The sequence below is a fragment of the Nocardia sp. NPDC052316 genome, from assembly GCF_044547795.1.
Lineage (GTDB): Bacteria > Actinomycetota > Actinomycetes > Mycobacteriales > Mycobacteriaceae > Nocardia.
Window position 1 is genome coordinate 120,687 of record NZ_JBIUBB010000008.1, and the last position, 14,636, is coordinate 135,322.

At 68.0% G+C, this 14,636-nt stretch carries 15 protein-coding genes; 6 read left to right on the forward strand and 9 right to left on the reverse strand.

Annotated elements, in window-relative coordinates:
* Nucleotides 1–29 precede the first annotated feature (29 nt).
* Nucleotides 30–809: an enoyl-CoA hydratase/isomerase family protein gene (locus tag ACIHA7_RS35185; RefSeq protein ID WP_397295719.1), complete on the forward strand. Its 780-nt coding sequence runs from the start codon at nucleotides 30–32 to the stop codon at nucleotides 807–809.
* Between the two features lies 1 nt (nucleotide 810).
* Here the strand turns inward: ACIHA7_RS35185 and ACIHA7_RS35190 are convergent, their stop codons facing one another.
* Genes ACIHA7_RS35190 through ACIHA7_RS35205 form a run of 4 tightly spaced genes read right to left on the reverse strand, consistent with a single transcriptional unit; the run spans nucleotide 811 to nucleotide 3,728 of the window.
* Complete coding sequence (locus ACIHA7_RS35190) at nucleotides 811–1,674, reverse strand: alpha/beta fold hydrolase (RefSeq protein ID WP_397295721.1); 864 nt, start codon at nucleotides 1,672–1,674, stop codon at nucleotides 811–813.
* Between the two features lie 60 nt (nucleotides 1,675–1,734).
* Nucleotides 1,735–2,010: a hypothetical protein gene (locus tag ACIHA7_RS35195; protein ID WP_147139691.1), complete on the reverse strand. Its 276-nt coding sequence runs from the start codon at nucleotides 2,008–2,010 to the stop codon at nucleotides 1,735–1,737.
* 54 nt (nucleotides 2,011–2,064) lie between these two features.
* Entirely contained in the window at nucleotides 2,065–2,748 is a 684-nt protein-coding gene (locus tag ACIHA7_RS35200; protein WP_397295722.1) for a uracil-DNA glycosylase, read from the reverse strand.
* An 11-nt stretch (nucleotides 2,749–2,759) separates the two neighbouring features.
* Entirely contained in the window at nucleotides 2,760–3,728 is a 969-nt protein-coding gene (locus tag ACIHA7_RS35205) for a thiamine-phosphate kinase (RefSeq protein WP_397295724.1), read from the reverse strand.
* Nucleotides 3,729–3,903: 175 nt separating this feature from the next.
* Here ACIHA7_RS35205 and ACIHA7_RS35210 point away from each other — a divergent pair, with 175 nt between their 5' ends.
* Nucleotides 3,904–4,524 (forward strand): DUF3515 domain-containing protein, encoded by a 621-nt coding sequence (locus tag ACIHA7_RS35210; RefSeq protein ID WP_397295726.1) that lies wholly within the window; start codon nucleotides 3,904–3,906, stop codon nucleotides 4,522–4,524.
* A gap of 32 nt (nucleotides 4,525–4,556) precedes the next feature.
* Here ACIHA7_RS35210 and ACIHA7_RS35215 read toward each other — a convergent pair whose 3' ends face one another.
* Both ACIHA7_RS35215 and ACIHA7_RS35220 read right to left on the reverse strand, forming a co-directional pair.
* The gene (locus ACIHA7_RS35215) at nucleotides 4,557–5,558 is read right to left on the reverse strand and encodes a D-alanine--D-alanine ligase (RefSeq protein WP_397295728.1); all 1,002 of its coding nucleotides are present in this window, start codon (nucleotides 5,556–5,558) and stop codon (nucleotides 4,557–4,559) included.
* A gap of 190 nt (nucleotides 5,559–5,748) precedes the next feature.
* Complete coding sequence (locus tag ACIHA7_RS35220; protein ID WP_397295730.1) at nucleotides 5,749–6,744, reverse strand: NAD(P)H-dependent glycerol-3-phosphate dehydrogenase; 996 nt, start codon at nucleotides 6,742–6,744, stop codon at nucleotides 5,749–5,751.
* 31 nt (nucleotides 6,745–6,775) lie between these two features.
* Between ACIHA7_RS35220 and cofC the strand changes: the two genes are divergently transcribed.
* The 3 genes from cofC (at nucleotide 6,776) to ACIHA7_RS35235 (ending at nucleotide 10,738) form a co-directional block, all read left to right on the forward strand.
* The gene (gene cofC, locus ACIHA7_RS35225) at nucleotides 6,776–7,459 is read left to right on the forward strand and encodes a 2-phospho-L-lactate guanylyltransferase (RefSeq protein ID WP_397295731.1); all 684 of its coding nucleotides are present in this window, start codon (nucleotides 6,776–6,778) and stop codon (nucleotides 7,457–7,459) included.
* Nucleotides 7,460–7,619: 160 nt separating this feature from the next.
* Nucleotides 7,620–9,779 carry an RNA degradosome polyphosphate kinase gene (locus ACIHA7_RS35230; protein ID WP_397295732.1) on the forward strand — a complete coding sequence of 720 codons (2,160 nt, stop codon included), beginning with the start codon at nucleotides 7,620–7,622 and terminating at the stop codon, nucleotides 9,777–9,779.
* A 20-nt stretch (nucleotides 9,780–9,799) separates the two neighbouring features.
* A complete protein-coding gene (locus ACIHA7_RS35235; RefSeq protein ID WP_397295733.1) occupies nucleotides 9,800–10,738 on the forward strand; it encodes an NUDIX domain-containing protein in 939 nt (312 codons plus the stop codon).
* Between the two features lie 133 nt (nucleotides 10,739–10,871).
* Here ACIHA7_RS35235 and ACIHA7_RS35240 read toward each other — a convergent pair whose 3' ends face one another.
* The 3 genes from ACIHA7_RS35240 to leuC form a co-directional block, all read right to left on the reverse strand.
* On the reverse strand, nucleotides 10,872–11,534 hold the full coding sequence (locus ACIHA7_RS35240; RefSeq protein ID WP_107658468.1) for an HU family DNA-binding protein: 663 nt from the start codon (nucleotides 11,532–11,534) through the stop codon (nucleotides 10,872–10,874).
* Between the two features lie 156 nt (nucleotides 11,535–11,690).
* Nucleotides 11,691–12,299 carry a 3-isopropylmalate dehydratase small subunit gene (leuD, locus tag ACIHA7_RS35245; protein WP_135232543.1) on the reverse strand — a complete coding sequence of 203 codons (609 nt, stop codon included), beginning with the start codon at nucleotides 12,297–12,299 and terminating at the stop codon, nucleotides 11,691–11,693.
* A 35-nt stretch (nucleotides 12,300–12,334) separates the two neighbouring features.
* Nucleotides 12,335–13,756, reverse strand: a complete 1,422-nt coding sequence (leuC, locus tag ACIHA7_RS35250; RefSeq protein ID WP_397295734.1) for a 3-isopropylmalate dehydratase large subunit — start codon at nucleotides 13,754–13,756, stop codon at nucleotides 12,335–12,337.
* Between the two features lie 165 nt (nucleotides 13,757–13,921).
* Between leuC and ACIHA7_RS35255 the strand changes: the two genes are divergently transcribed.
* Nucleotides 13,922–14,623 (forward strand): IclR family transcriptional regulator, encoded by a 702-nt coding sequence (locus ACIHA7_RS35255; protein WP_135232545.1) that lies wholly within the window; start codon nucleotides 13,922–13,924, stop codon nucleotides 14,621–14,623.
* Nucleotides 14,624–14,636: the final 13 nt, after the last annotated feature.

Genomic DNA, 14,636 nt, shown 5'->3' on the forward strand with positions numbered 1-14,636 from the left:
ACTCGGGCGCACGCGATAAGGTGCTGACCATGACCTCCACCGAGCAAGCCGGGTACGTGAGCACCGCCGACGGCGTTCTGCAGATCACCATCGCGACCGCGGCCAACGGCACGTCCATGGACTTCGGCGGAATCGTCGCGGGCACGGCGGCCCTGCGGTCGCTCGGCAGCGATGTCGGCGCCGTGCTGTTGACCGGCACGGGCGCCAACTTCTGCGCGGGCGGCAACGTGCGCGGCTTCGCGGCGGCGGCCGATCGGGCCGCTCACATCTACGGTCTGGCAACGGATCTGCACCATTTCGTGCGCGCGCTGGACGCGACGACGGTACCGGTGGTCGTCGGCGTGCACGGCTGGGCAGCAGGTGCGGGCATGAGCCTGGTCTGCGCCGCCGACATCGCGCTCGGCGGCCCGAGCACCAAGCTGCGCCCGGCCTACCCCGGCATCGGCCTGAGCCCCGACGGCGGCATGTCGTGGACGCTGCCCCGGATCGTCGGGCTCGGCCGGGCCCGCGAGATCCTGCTCACCGACGCGGTTCTGGACGCCGACGAGGCGGTCCGGCTCGGCATCCTCAGCAGGCTGGTCGCCGACGACGAGGTACAGGCCGAGGCACTGACGTTGGCCCGAACCATCGCCGCCGGACCACGATCCACCTACGCGAGCATCAAAACCCTACTGGCACAGTCCACTTCGTCGGCCCTGAGCGATCAGCTGGATCGTGAACGTGACGCGATCGCCGCCGCGGCCAACGGCGCGACCGGTCGCGAAGGGGTCGACGCGTTCGTGGAAAAGCGAAAGCCGAACTACAGCTAGCTCACTCGGTGGTTTGCAGCACGAACCCGGCGACCGCGTCGGTGAAGGCGTCGTTGTCGTCACCGGCCGCGGTGTGGGCCGCGCCGCCGATCTCGACCAGCTGCGCGTGCGGCACCAGCTCCTGAAACGCCGCCGCGCCTTCCGGACTCACGACATCCGACTGCATGCCGCGCACCAGCATTACCGGAATCGTCAGCTTGCGCGCGGCGGCTTCCAGCTGGTCGGTCATCTCCGACGGATCCTCCACGCGCTGCGAAAGCATGTCCGGATCCCAGTGCCAATACCAGCGGCCGTCGCGCTGGCGCAGATTGCGCAGCAGGCCGTCGGTGTTCTTCGGCCGCGGCCGGTGCGGCAGGTACTCGGCGACGGCGTCGGCCACCTGCTCGAGGCTGTCGAAGCCGTTGCGGTGCTTGCCGAGAAAGTCGATCACCCGCGCGACGCCGGCCTGCTCGGGTCTGGTCACGATGTCGACGAGCACCAGCGCGCTGATCGCCGAGCCCGCGGGCTCCGCGGTGGCGAGCAGGCCGGTGATGCCGCCCATGCTCGCCCCGACCACCACGGCGGGCGCACCGAGCTGGTCGAGCACGAGCAGCAGGTCGGCCACCATGGTGTCGCGGCGATAGTCGGCGGCGTCGGACCACGCGCTGTCGCCGTGTCCGCGCGCGTCCAGCGTGACGACGCGCATGCCCGCCGCACCCAGCTTCGCGCCGGTCTGTTTCCACGAGTGCCTGGTCTGCCCGCCGCCGTGCAGAAAGACGACGAGCGGACCGTCGGCGGGGCCGAACTGGTCTGCGACCAGCTCGATCCCACCCGAGCCACGCAGCCGCAGCGGTGCGGGCTCGGGAAGTTTGTTCGCTTTACTCACAAACCGAGGATCGCATAGAACCGGTTATGGTTCGCGGGCGAGCCTCGCTATCGGGCTGACTCAGCAGTCCCACTTGCCCGACGCGCTCAGCGTGCGCTGCAGCAGGCAGGCGACCTTGGCGTTGACCGAGGAAGAGATGGTGGAGGAGCCGTTGGAGGTGAATTCCTCGCCGATCTGCGTCGAGGCGGTGTCCGCGGGGGCGGACGTGGTCTCGGTGGCCTGCTCCAGCGGCAGGCCCGCCGCACTCGCGGTCGCGGCGCCACCCGCGAGGGCGGCACAGATGGCCAGGGTGGCGGTGGTGCCGCGCAGTGCGCCGCGAACGGTGGTGTTGGGCATGGAAAAGCTCCTCACTCGATTTTCAATCTCGGTAGATCACACACAGACGCCTGCTCAAGGCAGGCGCCAGTCAACGGGTTCGGCACCCAGTTCGTCGAGTAGTTCGTTCACTCGGGAGAACGGGCGCGAACCGAAGAAGCCACGCGAGGCCGACAGCGGCGACGGATGCGCGGACTCGATGTAGGGCACCTCGGCCCCGACCAGGGTCGGCTTGAGCGTCGCCGCGTCGCGACCCCAGAGGATGGCGACCAGCGGCTCGTCGCGGGCGACCAGCGCGCGAATCGCCTGCTCGGTCACCGCCTCCCAGCCCTTGCCGCGATGCGAGGCAGGCTGGCCGGGGGTCACCGTCAGCACCCTGTTCAGCATCAGCACGCCCTGATCGGACCATGGGCTCAGATCACCGCAGGACGGCGTCGGGTGGCCGAGATCCTTGGTGTATTCGGCGAAGATATTGGCCAGGCTGCGCGGGACCGGCGAAACATCCGGCGCCACAGAGAAACTCAGGCCCATCGCATGACCGGGCGTCGGATACGGGTCCTGGCCGACGACCAGCACCCGCACCGCGTCGAACGGCCGCTGGAACGCGCGCAGCACATTCTCACCGGACGGTAGGTAGCCGCGGCCCGCCGCGTTCTCTTCGCGCAGAAACTCGCCCATAGCGGAGATCCGATCCGCCACCGACTCGAGTGCCTTCGCCCATCCCGGATCCATGATTTCCGACAGTGGTTTCGCGCCCATGACCGCACAACTTAGCGTGGTTCGCTCCCGGACGCCGAGTCCGCCCCACTGAACGATTCCCATCCGGCGCTGCCCGAGGGCGCCACACCGTCGACCGTGACGCCGTGACCGGCCGACACGCGGCCGATCGGCACCCATCCGGCGGGCAGCGCCGACCCTGCTGACCAGGTGCCTGCGAACGCGTGATCCTCGCCGCCGGACAGAATCCATTGCGCCGCATCGGCATCCAGACGTGCGGCGAGATGTTCGAGTGCGGGGTCGTGCAATGCGGACGAATGCAGGTCGATGGCGACGCCGGACGCGGTGGCGATATGGCCGAGATCGGCTAGTAGACCGTCGGATACGTCGGTCAGTGCGTGCAAAGCGTCGCTGAGCGCGTCGAGCACCGCCGGGTAGGGCGGCTGTGGGACACGATGTGCGGCAAGCGCTTCGGCGTACTCGTCGCCCTCGGCATCGGCCGTCAGCATCGCGAGGCCGGCGGCCGACCAGCCGAGGCGGCCCGCGACGGCGACCGTGTCCCCTACGCGCGCACCAGCTCTCGTGACGGCCGCGCGGCCACGCAGGTCACCGAACGCGGTCACCGAGATGACCAGATCACGGCTGCGTACCAGATCACCGCCCGCGATCGAGGCGCCCGCGCGGCCCGCCTCAGCCCACATTCCTTCGGTCAGGCCATCGATCACGTCCAGCTCGGTGTCGGCCGGGCAGCCCAGCGCCACCACGAACGCGCTCGGCCACGCACCCATCGCGACCACGTCGGCCGCGTTCTGCGCAATCGCCTTGCGTCCGATCTCCACCGGACTCGACCAGTCGAGCCGGAAATGCCGGTCCTGCACGAGCATGTCGGTGGTGACCACGAACCGGCCGTCGGGCGCGGCCACCATGGCAGCGTCGTCACCGGGCCCGAGCAGCACCCCCGGCGCCTGCACCCGGCCGCGGTTGATCCGCTCGATCAGCGCGAACTCCCCCAGTTCACGCACCGTCCTCGGCCCCGTGTGCTCGCTGATGACCGGTCCTTTCCGACGCGCTGCCGACTGGAATCGACCCGAAGGTACCCTTTTCAGGGCAATCGACTACTACCGGGCCGGTCACGGCACCGCCGCAGCTTTGCGGCCCCGACCGCCCATCCCAGTGCGACAGGAAGGATCGGTGAGCATGGCGGCGGAATCGTCGGACCACGATTCGGCGAAGGAGACGGTGGAGCAGCCCGCCGAGGGCGCCGCCGCGAAAACCGAGGGCAGCACCCAATACTCCCCCGCCCTCATCGCCACCGCCGTGGCCTTGCCGGTCGTCCTGGTGGTCGGCGTCCTGGTGGCCGCGGTCCTCGCCCGCCGCGCCCCCGTCGAGCGCGAACCGCTGGTCCTCGGCCCGGTCCCCGCGCCAGCCGCCACCGGCCCCGCCTGCACCACCTTGCTCCCCGCCCTGCCCACCGAACTCGGCGACTACACCAAATCCACCCTCGTGGAGCCTTCCCCACCGGCCACCCGCGCCTGGCAGCGCGCCGACGGCGGCGACCCGATCGTGCTGCGCTGCGGCCTGGACCGCCCGCTCGAGTTCAACCGCGCCTCAGCCCTGCAGCTGGTGAACAACGTCCAGTGGTTCGAGGCCCGCGACCAAACCGCCAAGGCGAGTACCTGGTTCGCGGTGGACCGCGAAACCTACATCGCGCTCACCATCCCCGACGGTTCCGGCCCCACCCCCTTGCAGGCGGTCTCCGACACCATCACCGCCAACCTCCCCGCGAAGCCGCTCGACCCGGGTCCCCTCCCCAACTGACCCCCACGGGACGGTGCGCCACAGCACCGCCACTATCCCCTTTTGGTCAGCGCGTTCTCGCAGATCTTCTCGCACAGTTCGGCGAAGCCGATACCGACAACCGCCGCCGACTGCGGGAGCAAGCTGGTCGCGGTCATCCCCGGCAGGGTGTTCGCCTCGAGGCACCACATGCGGCCTTCGCTGTCCACCCGGAAGTCGACGCGGCTGTAGTTGCCCAGCTTGAGCGCGTTGTGTGCCTGCACGGCAAGGCTGCGCATCTCATCGGCTTGCGCCTCGGAGATCTGGGCGGGGAAAATCTCCACCGCGCCGTCGACCTGGTACTTGTTGCGATAGTCGAAGATCTCGCTGCCCTGCGGAATGATCTCGCCCACCGCGAGCGCCTCCCCACCGAGCACCCCGATGACGAATTCGCGTCCGGGAACGAACTTCTCGACCATCACCTCTTCGTCATGCTGGCGGGCCACCCGCACGGCGTCGGCGAACAACGCGGGATCCTTGACGACCGTCAATCCGACCGTGGATCCCTGCTTGTTCGGCTTCACGACCACCGGGCAGCCGAGCTGATCGTCGAATTCGGCCTCGGGGCCGACCATGTACCAGTCCGGCGTCGGCACGCCCGCGAGCCGGAACAGCCGCTTGGAGACGTCCTTGTCCATCGCCACCGCGCTGGCCAGCACGCCGCTGCCGGTGTAGGGCACGCCCGCAAGATCGAGCAGCCCTTGGATCGTGCCGTTTTCACCGGTGCCGCCGTGCAGCGCGAGGAACACCACGTCGACGGACCGCAGGCCACCCGGCTCGCTGAGCAGCTGCATGGTCACATCCTCGCCGGGAATGATGCTCAGATCCGGCGGCTCGACGGGCACCGTGGCCTCCATGAGCCGGTCCTCGTCGCTGGGCTTCAGCTTGCCCGCCGTGGTGTCGAAGGCGGAGACGTCGTGGCCACGATCGCGTAGCGCACGGAATACCTGACCCGCCGTCGCGATCGAGACATCCCGCTCACTGTTCGTCCCGCCAAACAGCACCGCTACCCGCATGTGTTTCCGCCTTGATCCGCGCTCGGTTTCAGCCTGCATCGACAACCGAGCAGGCTACACGGGCGCGCCGCGTCCACCGCAAACGTGGTGCGCGCCCGTCATAACACCGTACGGCCACCCTCACCAGTGGAAGACGATGCCCGACCCGGGTCACAGCAGACTCTCCCGTGGCTCCGCATCGAAAAGTTGCCTACTCCGGCTTGATTCGCCGCCCGAGCAGATTGCCGACGGCTTCGCGCACGGCCATGCCCTCGTGGCAGACCTGGTTCACGGCGGTGGTGAGCGGCATGTCGACGTCGTGTTTCACGGCGAGGGCGCGGATGGAGGTGCAGGACTTGACGCCTTCGGCGACTTGGCCGTGCGTGGCCTCCTGCGCGGTTTCCATGGAGCCGCCCGCCCCGAGGGCGTGGCCGAAGGAGCGGTTGCGCGACAGGGGGGAGGTGCAGGTGGCGACCAGGTCGCCGACGCCGGCCAGGCCGGAGAGGGTGGCGGGTTCGGCGCCGAGCGCGACGCCGAGGCGGATGATCTCGGCGAGGCCGCGGGTGATGATGCTGGCGACGGTGTTGTCGCCCAAGCCCATTCCGGAGGCGATGCCGCACGCGAGGGCGATCACGTTCTTGCACGCGCCGCCGATCTCACAGCCGATCACGTCGGTGTTGGTATAGGGGCGGAAGTATCCGGTGGCGCTGGCGTGCTGCAACGCGACGGCTCGATCGGCGTCGGAGCAGGCGATCACGGTCGCGGCGGGCTGACCGACGGCGATCTCCCTGGCCAGGTTCGGGCCGGACAGCACCGCGACCCGGCTCTCGTCGGCCCCGCTGACCTCGGCGATCACCTGACTCATCCGCAGCAGCGTGCCGTTCTCGATGCCCTTAGCCAGGCTGAGCAGCGACGCCTCCGCGGGGATCAGCCCTTTCCACTGCTCGAGATTCACCCGCAGCGATTGGGACGGCACCGCGAGGACCACGATGTCGGCCGCGTCGAGGGCGACCGCGGGGTCGTGGGTGGCTTTCAGCGGGGGCAAAGGAATATCGGTGAGGTAGGACGGATTGCGATGTTGGGTGTGCAATATTTCGGCAACCTCGGGTCGTCGCGCCCAGATGGTGACGTCGGTTCCCGCGTCCGCCAAGACCTTTGCGAACGCGGTCCCCCAAGATCCCGCGCCCAGTACTGCCGCCCTCGTCATCTGCCCAATATGCCATGGAAGGATTGGACGCATGCGCCCGCACGCCGTGCATGCCGTGATCGCGGTGAAGAGCCTCGATCAGGCCAAGAGCCGACTGGCCGACCGGCTGCGCCCGGAACACCGGGCCCGGCTGGTCCTCGCCATGCTCGCCGACACCGTCACCGCTACCGCGGCCGTCCAGGAAATCGTCTCGATCACTGTGGTCACGCCGGATCCGGCGGTGGCCGACCTGGCGCGCTCGATGGGCGCCGCGGTGCACCCGGAGCCGCGCACCGCCGGTCGGGACGGGTTGAACAACGCGCTGGCCGACACCGCGACCGGGCTGCGGCACCGGTACGGCCCGGTCGATCTGCTCGCGTTGCAGGCGGACCTGCCCGCACTGCGTCCGGAGGAACTGGCCGACGTGCTGACGGTCGCGCCGCGCGGGCTGCGCTCGATCGTGGTGGATCACGCAGGCACCGGCACCGCTGCGCTACTTGTCCGCGACCCCGTCGCCGCCCTCGAACCCCGGTTCGGTCCTGACTCGGCGAGCAAACACAGAGCGGCGGGCGCGGTCGATCTGGGCGGCGAGTGGCCCGGTTTGCGACTGGATGTCGACACGGCCGACGACCTGGACCTGGCCATTGAGCTCGGGGCGGGCGACGCGACCCGGCTGGCACTGCATGACATCGGCTGGCCAGATCCTGTTCACTTTCCGGTTCGCCGAGTGTGCTAGGAGGTCGCTAGAGTGAGGTGATGCTCACGTCAATCATAGTGTCGGGCTCCACACTGCCCGGTTTGTAGGGGATGATCGTTGGCGTGAGTGAGCGAAGCGAGCTAACCGTCTGCCAGCGTGTATCGCGCCTGTCAGAGCCTAGCGCCAGCGAGGTACGGCCATGAGCGATACCGAAGTTGTCAAACAGAAGTTGCTTCCCACCCCGCCGCCTGCGGCGAGTCCGGCGCCGACCGACGCGACGATCGTGCAGTTGCCACGTGATCGCTACCTCAACCGCGAGCTGAGCTGGCTCGATTTCAACGCCCGCGTGCTCGCCCTGGCCGAGGACGCGTCGCTGCCGCTGCTGGAGCGCGCCAAATTCCTCGCCATCTTCGCGTCGAATCTCGACGAGTTCTACATGGTCCGCGTCGCGGGCCTCAAGCGCCGCGCGGAGACCGGTCTGCTGGTGCGTTCCGCGGACGGCCGCTCGCCCGGCGAGCAACTGGAACTGATCGCCGCCCGCGCGCAGGAGATCGCCGTGCGCCACGCGCGCGTGTTCCTGGACGACGTGCTGCCCGCGCTCACCGCCGAGGGCATCGCGATCATCGACTGGACCGACCTGAACGACGATGAGCGCCAACGCCTCTCGGGCCATTTCCAGGATCAGGTGTTCCCGGTGCTGACCCCGCTCGCGGTGGACCCGGCGCACCCGTTCCCCTACATCAGCGGCCTGAGCCTGAATCTCGCGGTGACGGTGAAGGATTCCGCCACCGGCGGCGAGCACTTCGCCCGAGTCAAGGTGCCGGACAACGTAGATCGATTCGTCCGGGTGCGGCGCACCGACGCCGGCTCGACCATCGCCGCCTTCCTGCCGATGGAGGAGTTGATCGCGGCGCACCTCGATCTGCTGTTCCCCGGCATGGAAGTGGTTGAGCAGCACTCGTTCCGGATCACCCGCAACGCCGACTTCGAGGTCGACGAGGACCGCGACGAAGACCTGCTGCAGGCCCTGGAGCGCGAGCTCGCGCGCCGCCGCTTCGGGTCGCCGGTGCGGCTGGAGGTCTCCGACGACATGACCGAGCACATGCTCGAATTGTTGTTGCGGGAACTGGATGTCGATCCCGGCGACGTGATCCAGGTGCCCGGCCTGCTCGACCTGTCCTGCCTGTGGCAGGTGTACGGCGTGGACCGGCCGAACCTCAAAGACGCGCCCTACGTGCCCGCCACCCCGCCCGCGTTCGGTGAGCGCGAGACGCCGCGCAACGTGTTCGCGGCGCTGCGCGAGGGCGACGTGCTGGTGCACCACCCCTACGACTCGTTCTCCACCAGCGTGCAGCGGTTCATCGAACAGGCCGCCGCGGACCCGCAGGTGCTCGCCATCAAGCAGACGCTCTACCGCACCTCCGGCGACTCCCCGATCGTCAACGCGCTCATCGACGCCGCCGAGGCGGGCAAGCAGGTGGTCGCGCTGGTCGAGATCAAGGCGCGCTTCGACGAGCAGGCCAACATCAAGTGGGCGCGCCAGCTGGAGCAGGCCGGCGTGCACGTGGTCTACGGCCTGATCGGCTTGAAGACGCACTGCAAGACCTGTCTGGTGGTACGCCGCGAGGGCGCGACCATCCGCCGCTACTGCCACATCGGCACCGGCAACTACAACCCGAAGACCGCGCGGCTCTACGAGGACGTCGGACTGCTCACCGCCGCACCGGAAATCGGTGCCGACCTGACCGACCTGTTCAATTCGCTGACCGGTTACTCGCGAAAAGAGAAGTACCGCAACCTGCTTGTCGCGCCGCACGGCGTGCGTGCCGGGATCATCGAGCGGATCCAGCGGGAGACCGAACTGGCCGCCGAGGGCAAGGATGCCCGAATCCGGTTGAAGGCCAATGCGATCGTCGACGAGGAGATCATCGACGCGCTGTATCGGGCCTCGCTGGCCGGTGTGCCGGTGCAGATCGTGGTGCGCGGCATCTGCGGGCTACGCCCCGGTGTGCCGGGGATGAGCGAGAACATCGAGGTCCGTTCGATCCTCGGCCGCTTCCTCGAACATTCGCGGGTGATGCACTTCCAGGCCCAGGATCAGTACTGGATCGGCAGCGCCGACATGATGCACCGCAACCTGGACCGGCGGGTGGAAGTGATGGCGCAGGTGAAGGATCCGCGGCTGACCGAGCAGCTCGGGCAGGTCTTCGACTCCGCCCTGCATCCCAATACCCGCTGCTGGGTACTCAGCTCGGATGGCAATTGGCTCGCGTGGCCCGAACACGCGGGTGACGACGACGTCAAAGTGCGTGACCACCAAGAATTCCTCATGCGGCTGCGGAGGCCAGAACAACAGTGAGTGGTGCTACGGGGTACGAGATGGAAGGGGGGCCCTTCTGGGATCCCCGTGTTACCGCCAACATTCACGCTGCGGGTGCGGTGCTGTGGCGGCGGGCGCCGAACGGCGGCGTGCAGATCGCCGTCGTGCACCGGCCGAAGTACCAGGATTGGTCGCTGCCCAAGGGCAAGCTCGATCCGGGTGAGACGCCGGTGCTCGCCGCGGTCCGTGAGGTCCGCGAGGAGACCGGTCTGGACTGCAGGCTCGGCCGCTACCTCGGCCACGTCACCTATCCGGTGCCCGGACACCGCAAGCTGAAGCGGGTCGACTACTGGGCGGCCGAGGTGGCCGGCGGCGAGTTCACCTCCAATGATGAAGTGGACGTGCTGAATTGGTATCCGCTGGATCGGGTGATGGACCAGTTGTCCTACCCGATGGATCGGCAGGTGCTGCGCGCGTTCACCCGGCTGCCACCGGAAACCCGCACGCTGCTGTTGGTGCGGCACGCGAAAGCCGGTCGGCGAGACCGCTTCTCCGGTCCCGACCCGCTGCGCCCACTGGATCGGTCCGGCCAAGCCCAAGCACGGGCGCTGGTCTCGAATCTGCTGGCGTTCGGGGCATCTGAGATCTACTCGGCCGATCCGGTGCGCTGCGTGCAGACGGTGACACCGCTGGCCGAGAAGCTCGGCGTGGAGATCATGCTGGAGCCGCTGCTGTCCGAAACCGGTTATGCCGCAGCGCAGGACGAGGCCCGGCAGCGGGTCGTCTCGCTGGTGTCGGATACCGAGGTGCCCGTTGTGTGCAGTCAGGGCAAGGTGATTCCGGATCTGTTGCGCTGGTGGGCCGAGCGCGACGGCATCGCGCTGCCGTCCGCACGCAACCGCAAGGGCAGCGTGTGGGTGCTCTCGTTCATCGACCGCAAGCTGGTCGCCGCCGACCATCTGGACCGCTCGTTGAACTCCGAGGTAGTGAAGTCCTGACCGTCGCCAACGGCAGGCCCGGACAACCGAAACGGCCCCGGAGGCGTCCTCCGGGGCCGTGTTCGATCGGTACAGCGGGTGATTTCGGCCTTACGGCCGGTCACCCGGCGCCAATACCGTACTGGCGCAGTATCTAGCGGCGACCGCGAGCGGGCGCCTTCTTGGCGGCCGACTTCTTGGCCGGAGCCTTCTTGGCGACCGTCTTCTTGGCCGCGGTGACCTTCTTGGCCGGCGCCTTCTTGGCGGCGGTGACCTTCTTGGCAGGCGCCTTCTTCACGGCCGTCTTCTTGGCAGCCGTCTTCTTGGCGGGCGCCTTGGCCGCGGTCGTCTTGCGAGCAGCGGTCTTTGCGGGCGCCTTCTTGGCGGCCTTCTTCGCCGTGGTCTTGGCCGGGCCCTTCGTGGGGGTGGCCTTCTTGGCGGCGGTCTTCTTGGCCGCCGTCTTCTTGGCAGCCGCCTTCTTCGCCGCCACCGGGGCATTCACGCCGCGCTTGACGGCGGGACCGCTCTGGGCGAGCTTCTGCTTACCCGCGATCACGGCCTTGAACTGAGCGCCCGGACGGAACGCAGGCACCGAAGTGGGCTTCACCTTGACGGTTTCGCCGGTGCGCGGGTTCCTGGCGACTCGAGCCGCACGCTTGCGCTGTTCGAACACACCGAATCCGGTGATTGTGACGCTCTGACCCTTGTGCACCGCGCGCACGATGGTGTCGACCACATGCTCGACTGCCGCGGTGGCCGTGCGCCTATCAGTACCCAACTTTTCGGTCAGAACGTCGATCAGTTCCGCCTTGTTCATTGAATCCTCCGCAGACTAATGGCCCGTCGTCGGACCGACTAGGTACCACGGTAAACCCACTTTGGGCAAGAGTCTATGTGCCACGCCAAAATTCATGTGGTTTAGCACACGTCCAGCTATCGGCCCCCTTGCCATCCAGCTAACACCCCGGGGTGTTTAGGACTGCGAAATACGTGCCGGGAGGGTAGTGGGTTTCCATGCTGGCCTTGCGTTTTCGAACTCGGCGATGGTGTCGCTGCGGCGCAGGGTGAGCCCGATGTCGTCCAATCCTTCGAGCAGACGCCACCGTGTGTAGTCATCAATATCGAACGGCAACACGGCGGTTCCGGCGGTCACCGTGCGCGCCTCGAGGTCCACAACCAATTCGAGTCCGGGCTGTTCCTCGAGCAACTTCCAGAGCATTTCGACATCGTTCTGTGACATCTGAGCGGCCAACAGCCCGCCCTTACCGGCATTGCCACGGAAGATGTCGGCGAACCGGGACGAGATCACCACCCGAAAGCCGTAGTCGGACAGCGCCCAAACGGCGTGCTCACGCGAGGATCCTGTGCCGAAATCCGGCCCCGCTACCAGCACACTTCCCCGGTTGTACGGCTCGTTGTTCAGAATGAAGTCCGGATCGTTACGCCACGCGGCGAAGAGTCCGTCCTCGAATCCGGTGCGGGTCACCCGCTTCAGGTACACAGCCGGGATGATCTGATCGGTATCGACATTGGAACGGCGGAACGGCACGCCGATCCCCTTGTGCACGGTGAAGGCTTCCATTGATTCTCCTGAGTCGGTAGGGGTATCGCGTCCGGTCAGTCCAGATCCGCAGGCGAGGACAGGGTTCCGCGAACCGCCGTCGCGGCCGCTACGAGCGGGGAAACCAGGTGCGTACGGCCGCCTTTGCCCTGTCGGCCCTCGAAGTTCCGGTTCGACGTCGAGGCGCAGCGCTGGCCCGGTGCGAGCTGATCCGGATTCATTCCCAGGCACATTGAGCAGCCCGCCTGCCGCCATTCGGCGCCCGCCGCGGTGAAAATCTCGCCCAGTCCTTCTAATTCAGCCTGTGCGCGAACCCGCATCGACCCCGGTACAACCAACATTCGTACCGAGTCGGCGACCTTGCGTCCCTTTAAAATCCCGGCCACCGCACGCAAATCCTCGATGCGTCCGTTGGTGCACGATCCGACGAATACGGTGTCGACCGCGACCTGCCGAAGCGGAGTGCCCGGCTCCAAATCCATGTACCGCAGCGCTTTCGCCGCGGACTCGCGTGCCGTCTCGTCGGCGATCTGGGCGGGGTCCGGCACCGATTCGCCGAGCGGCGCGCCCTGTCCCGGGTTGGTACCCCAGGTGACGAACGGGGTCAGCTCGCTCGCGTCGATGTGCACCTCGGCGTCGAACACCGCGCCCTCGTCGGTCTTGAGCGCTTCCCAGGCGGCCACTGCTGCCGTCCAGTCGGCTCCCTGCGGGGCGTGCGGGCGTCCTTCGAGGAATTCATAGGTCGTTTCGTCCGGAGCGATCATGCCCGCCCTGGCGCCCGCTTCGATGGACATGTTGCAGATCGTCATTCGCGCCTCCATCGACATGGCCCGAATCGCCTCGCCGCGGTACTCCAGCACGTAGCCCTGGCCGCCGCCGGTGCCGATTTTGGCGATCACGGCCAGAATCAGGTCCTTGCTCGTCACGCCGGGGGCCAACGTGCCGTCCACGGTGATCGCCATCGTCTTGAACGGGCGCAGCGAGAGTGTCTGGGTGGCAAGGACATGTTCGACCTCGGAGGTGCCGATACCCATCGCCAGCGCGCCGAACGCGCCGTGGGTCGAGGTGTGACTGTCCCCGCACACCACCGTCATTCCCGGCTGGGTGAGGCCGAGCTGGGGGCCGACGACGTGCACGATGCCCTGGTCCAGATCGCCCATCGGGTGCAGGCGCACACCGAATTCCGCGCAGTTGCGGCGCAGTGTGTCCACCTGGGTGCGCGAAATCGGGTCCGCGATGGGCTTATCGATGTCGGCGGTCGGGACGTTGTGGTCCTCGGTCGCGATGGTGAGATCGGGCCGCCGGACCGGCCTGCCCGCCGCGCGGAGGCCGTCGAAGGCCTGCGGGCTGGTCACCTCGTGCACGAGATGCAGGTCGATGTAGATCAGGTCGGGTTCGCGCCCGGCGCCCTCGCCCGAACCGCGGGCTACGACGTGCTGCTCCCACACCTTTTCGGCCATGGTGCGTGGCTGTGCCATTTCTCGATCACCTTTCGACGAGCATCCGGTCGCGGTCCGGGCTGGGAGCGCGGGGGCGGCTGCACAAGTTTTCGGATATGCGAGGTCGGATGCACCGTCGGGGATTCCGCACCGGGGAACACCCAGCAGTGGATTTCCCAGCATCCGAGACGCTAGTATCGTTCTATGAGACAGCATAGCGGCATCGGCGTCCTCGACAAAGCAGTGGCGGTGTTGTACGCCGTCGCCGAGCACCCCTGCGGTCTCAACGAGCTGTGCGCCCGTACCGGCCTGCCCCGCGCCACCGCCCATCGGCTGGCCGTCGGCCTGGAAGTGCACCGGCTGCTGGCCCGCGACAACACCGGAATGTGGCGACCGGGCCCCGCCCTCGCCGAGCTCGCCGCGGGCGCCACCGATCCGCTGCTGGAGGCCGCGTCGGCCATCCTGCCCCGGTTGCGCGAGATCACCGGCGAAAGCGTCCAGCTGTACCGCCTGGACGGCAATGCGCGCATCTGTGTCGCCGCGCTGGAACCGCCCGTCGGACTCCGCGACACCGTCCCCGTCGGCGCGCGACTGCCGCTCACCGCGGGCTCCGCCGCCAAAGTGCTGCTCGCCTGGGCCGACCCCGACCTGCAACGCACCATCCTCGCCGACGCCGTCTTCGGCGAACGCGCACTGACCGAGGTGCGCAAGCGCGGCTGGGCCCAGAGCGCGGCCGAACGCGCCTCCGGCGTCGCCAGCGTCTCCGCCCCCGTGCGCGACGCGGGTGGCACCGTGATCGCCGCCGTCTCGGTCTCCGGCCCGATCGACCGGATGGGCCGCAGGCCCGGCGCACGCTGGGCCGCCGACCTGGTCGCCGCCGCCGAGGCCCTGCACAAGCGCCTATAACACGTTCTAGAAA

Excerpts from the sequence above, each read along its gene's own strand:
- ACIHA7_RS35185 (WP_397295719.1), top strand. The coding sequence starts at position 30 with ATGACCTCCACCGAGCAAGCCGGGTACGTGAGCACCGCCGACGGCGTT.
- ACIHA7_RS35195 (WP_147139691.1), bottom strand. The coding sequence starts at position 2,010 with ATGCCCAACACCACCGTTCGCGGCGCACTGCGCGGCACCACCGCCACC.
- ACIHA7_RS35200 (WP_397295722.1), bottom strand. The coding sequence starts at position 2,748 with ATGGGCGCGAAACCACTGTCGGAAATCATGGATCCGGGATGGGCGAAG.
- ACIHA7_RS35210 (WP_397295726.1), top strand. The coding sequence starts at position 3,904 with ATGGCGGCGGAATCGTCGGACCACGATTCGGCGAAGGAGACGGTGGAG.
- ACIHA7_RS35215 (WP_397295728.1), bottom strand. The coding sequence starts at position 5,558 with ATGCGGGTAGCGGTGCTGTTTGGCGGGACGAACAGTGAGCGGGATGTC.
- ACIHA7_RS35220 (WP_397295730.1), bottom strand. The coding sequence starts at position 6,744 with ATGACGAGGGCGGCAGTACTGGGCGCGGGATCTTGGGGGACCGCGTTC.
- cofC (WP_397295731.1), top strand. The coding sequence starts at position 6,776 with ATGCGCCCGCACGCCGTGCATGCCGTGATCGCGGTGAAGAGCCTCGAT.
- ACIHA7_RS35230 (WP_397295732.1), top strand. The coding sequence starts at position 7,620 with ATGAGCGATACCGAAGTTGTCAAACAGAAGTTGCTTCCCACCCCGCCG.
- ACIHA7_RS35235 (WP_397295733.1), top strand. The coding sequence starts at position 9,800 with ATGGAAGGGGGGCCCTTCTGGGATCCCCGTGTTACCGCCAACATTCAC.
- ACIHA7_RS35240 (WP_107658468.1), bottom strand. The coding sequence starts at position 11,534 with ATGAACAAGGCGGAACTGATCGACGTTCTGACCGAAAAGTTGGGTACT.
- leuD (WP_135232543.1), bottom strand. The coding sequence starts at position 12,299 with ATGGAAGCCTTCACCGTGCACAAGGGGATCGGCGTGCCGTTCCGCCGT.
- leuC (WP_397295734.1), bottom strand. The coding sequence starts at position 13,756 with ATGGCACAGCCACGCACCATGGCCGAAAAGGTGTGGGAGCAGCACGTC.
- ACIHA7_RS35255 (WP_135232545.1), top strand. The coding sequence starts at position 13,922 with ATGAGACAGCATAGCGGCATCGGCGTCCTCGACAAAGCAGTGGCGGTG.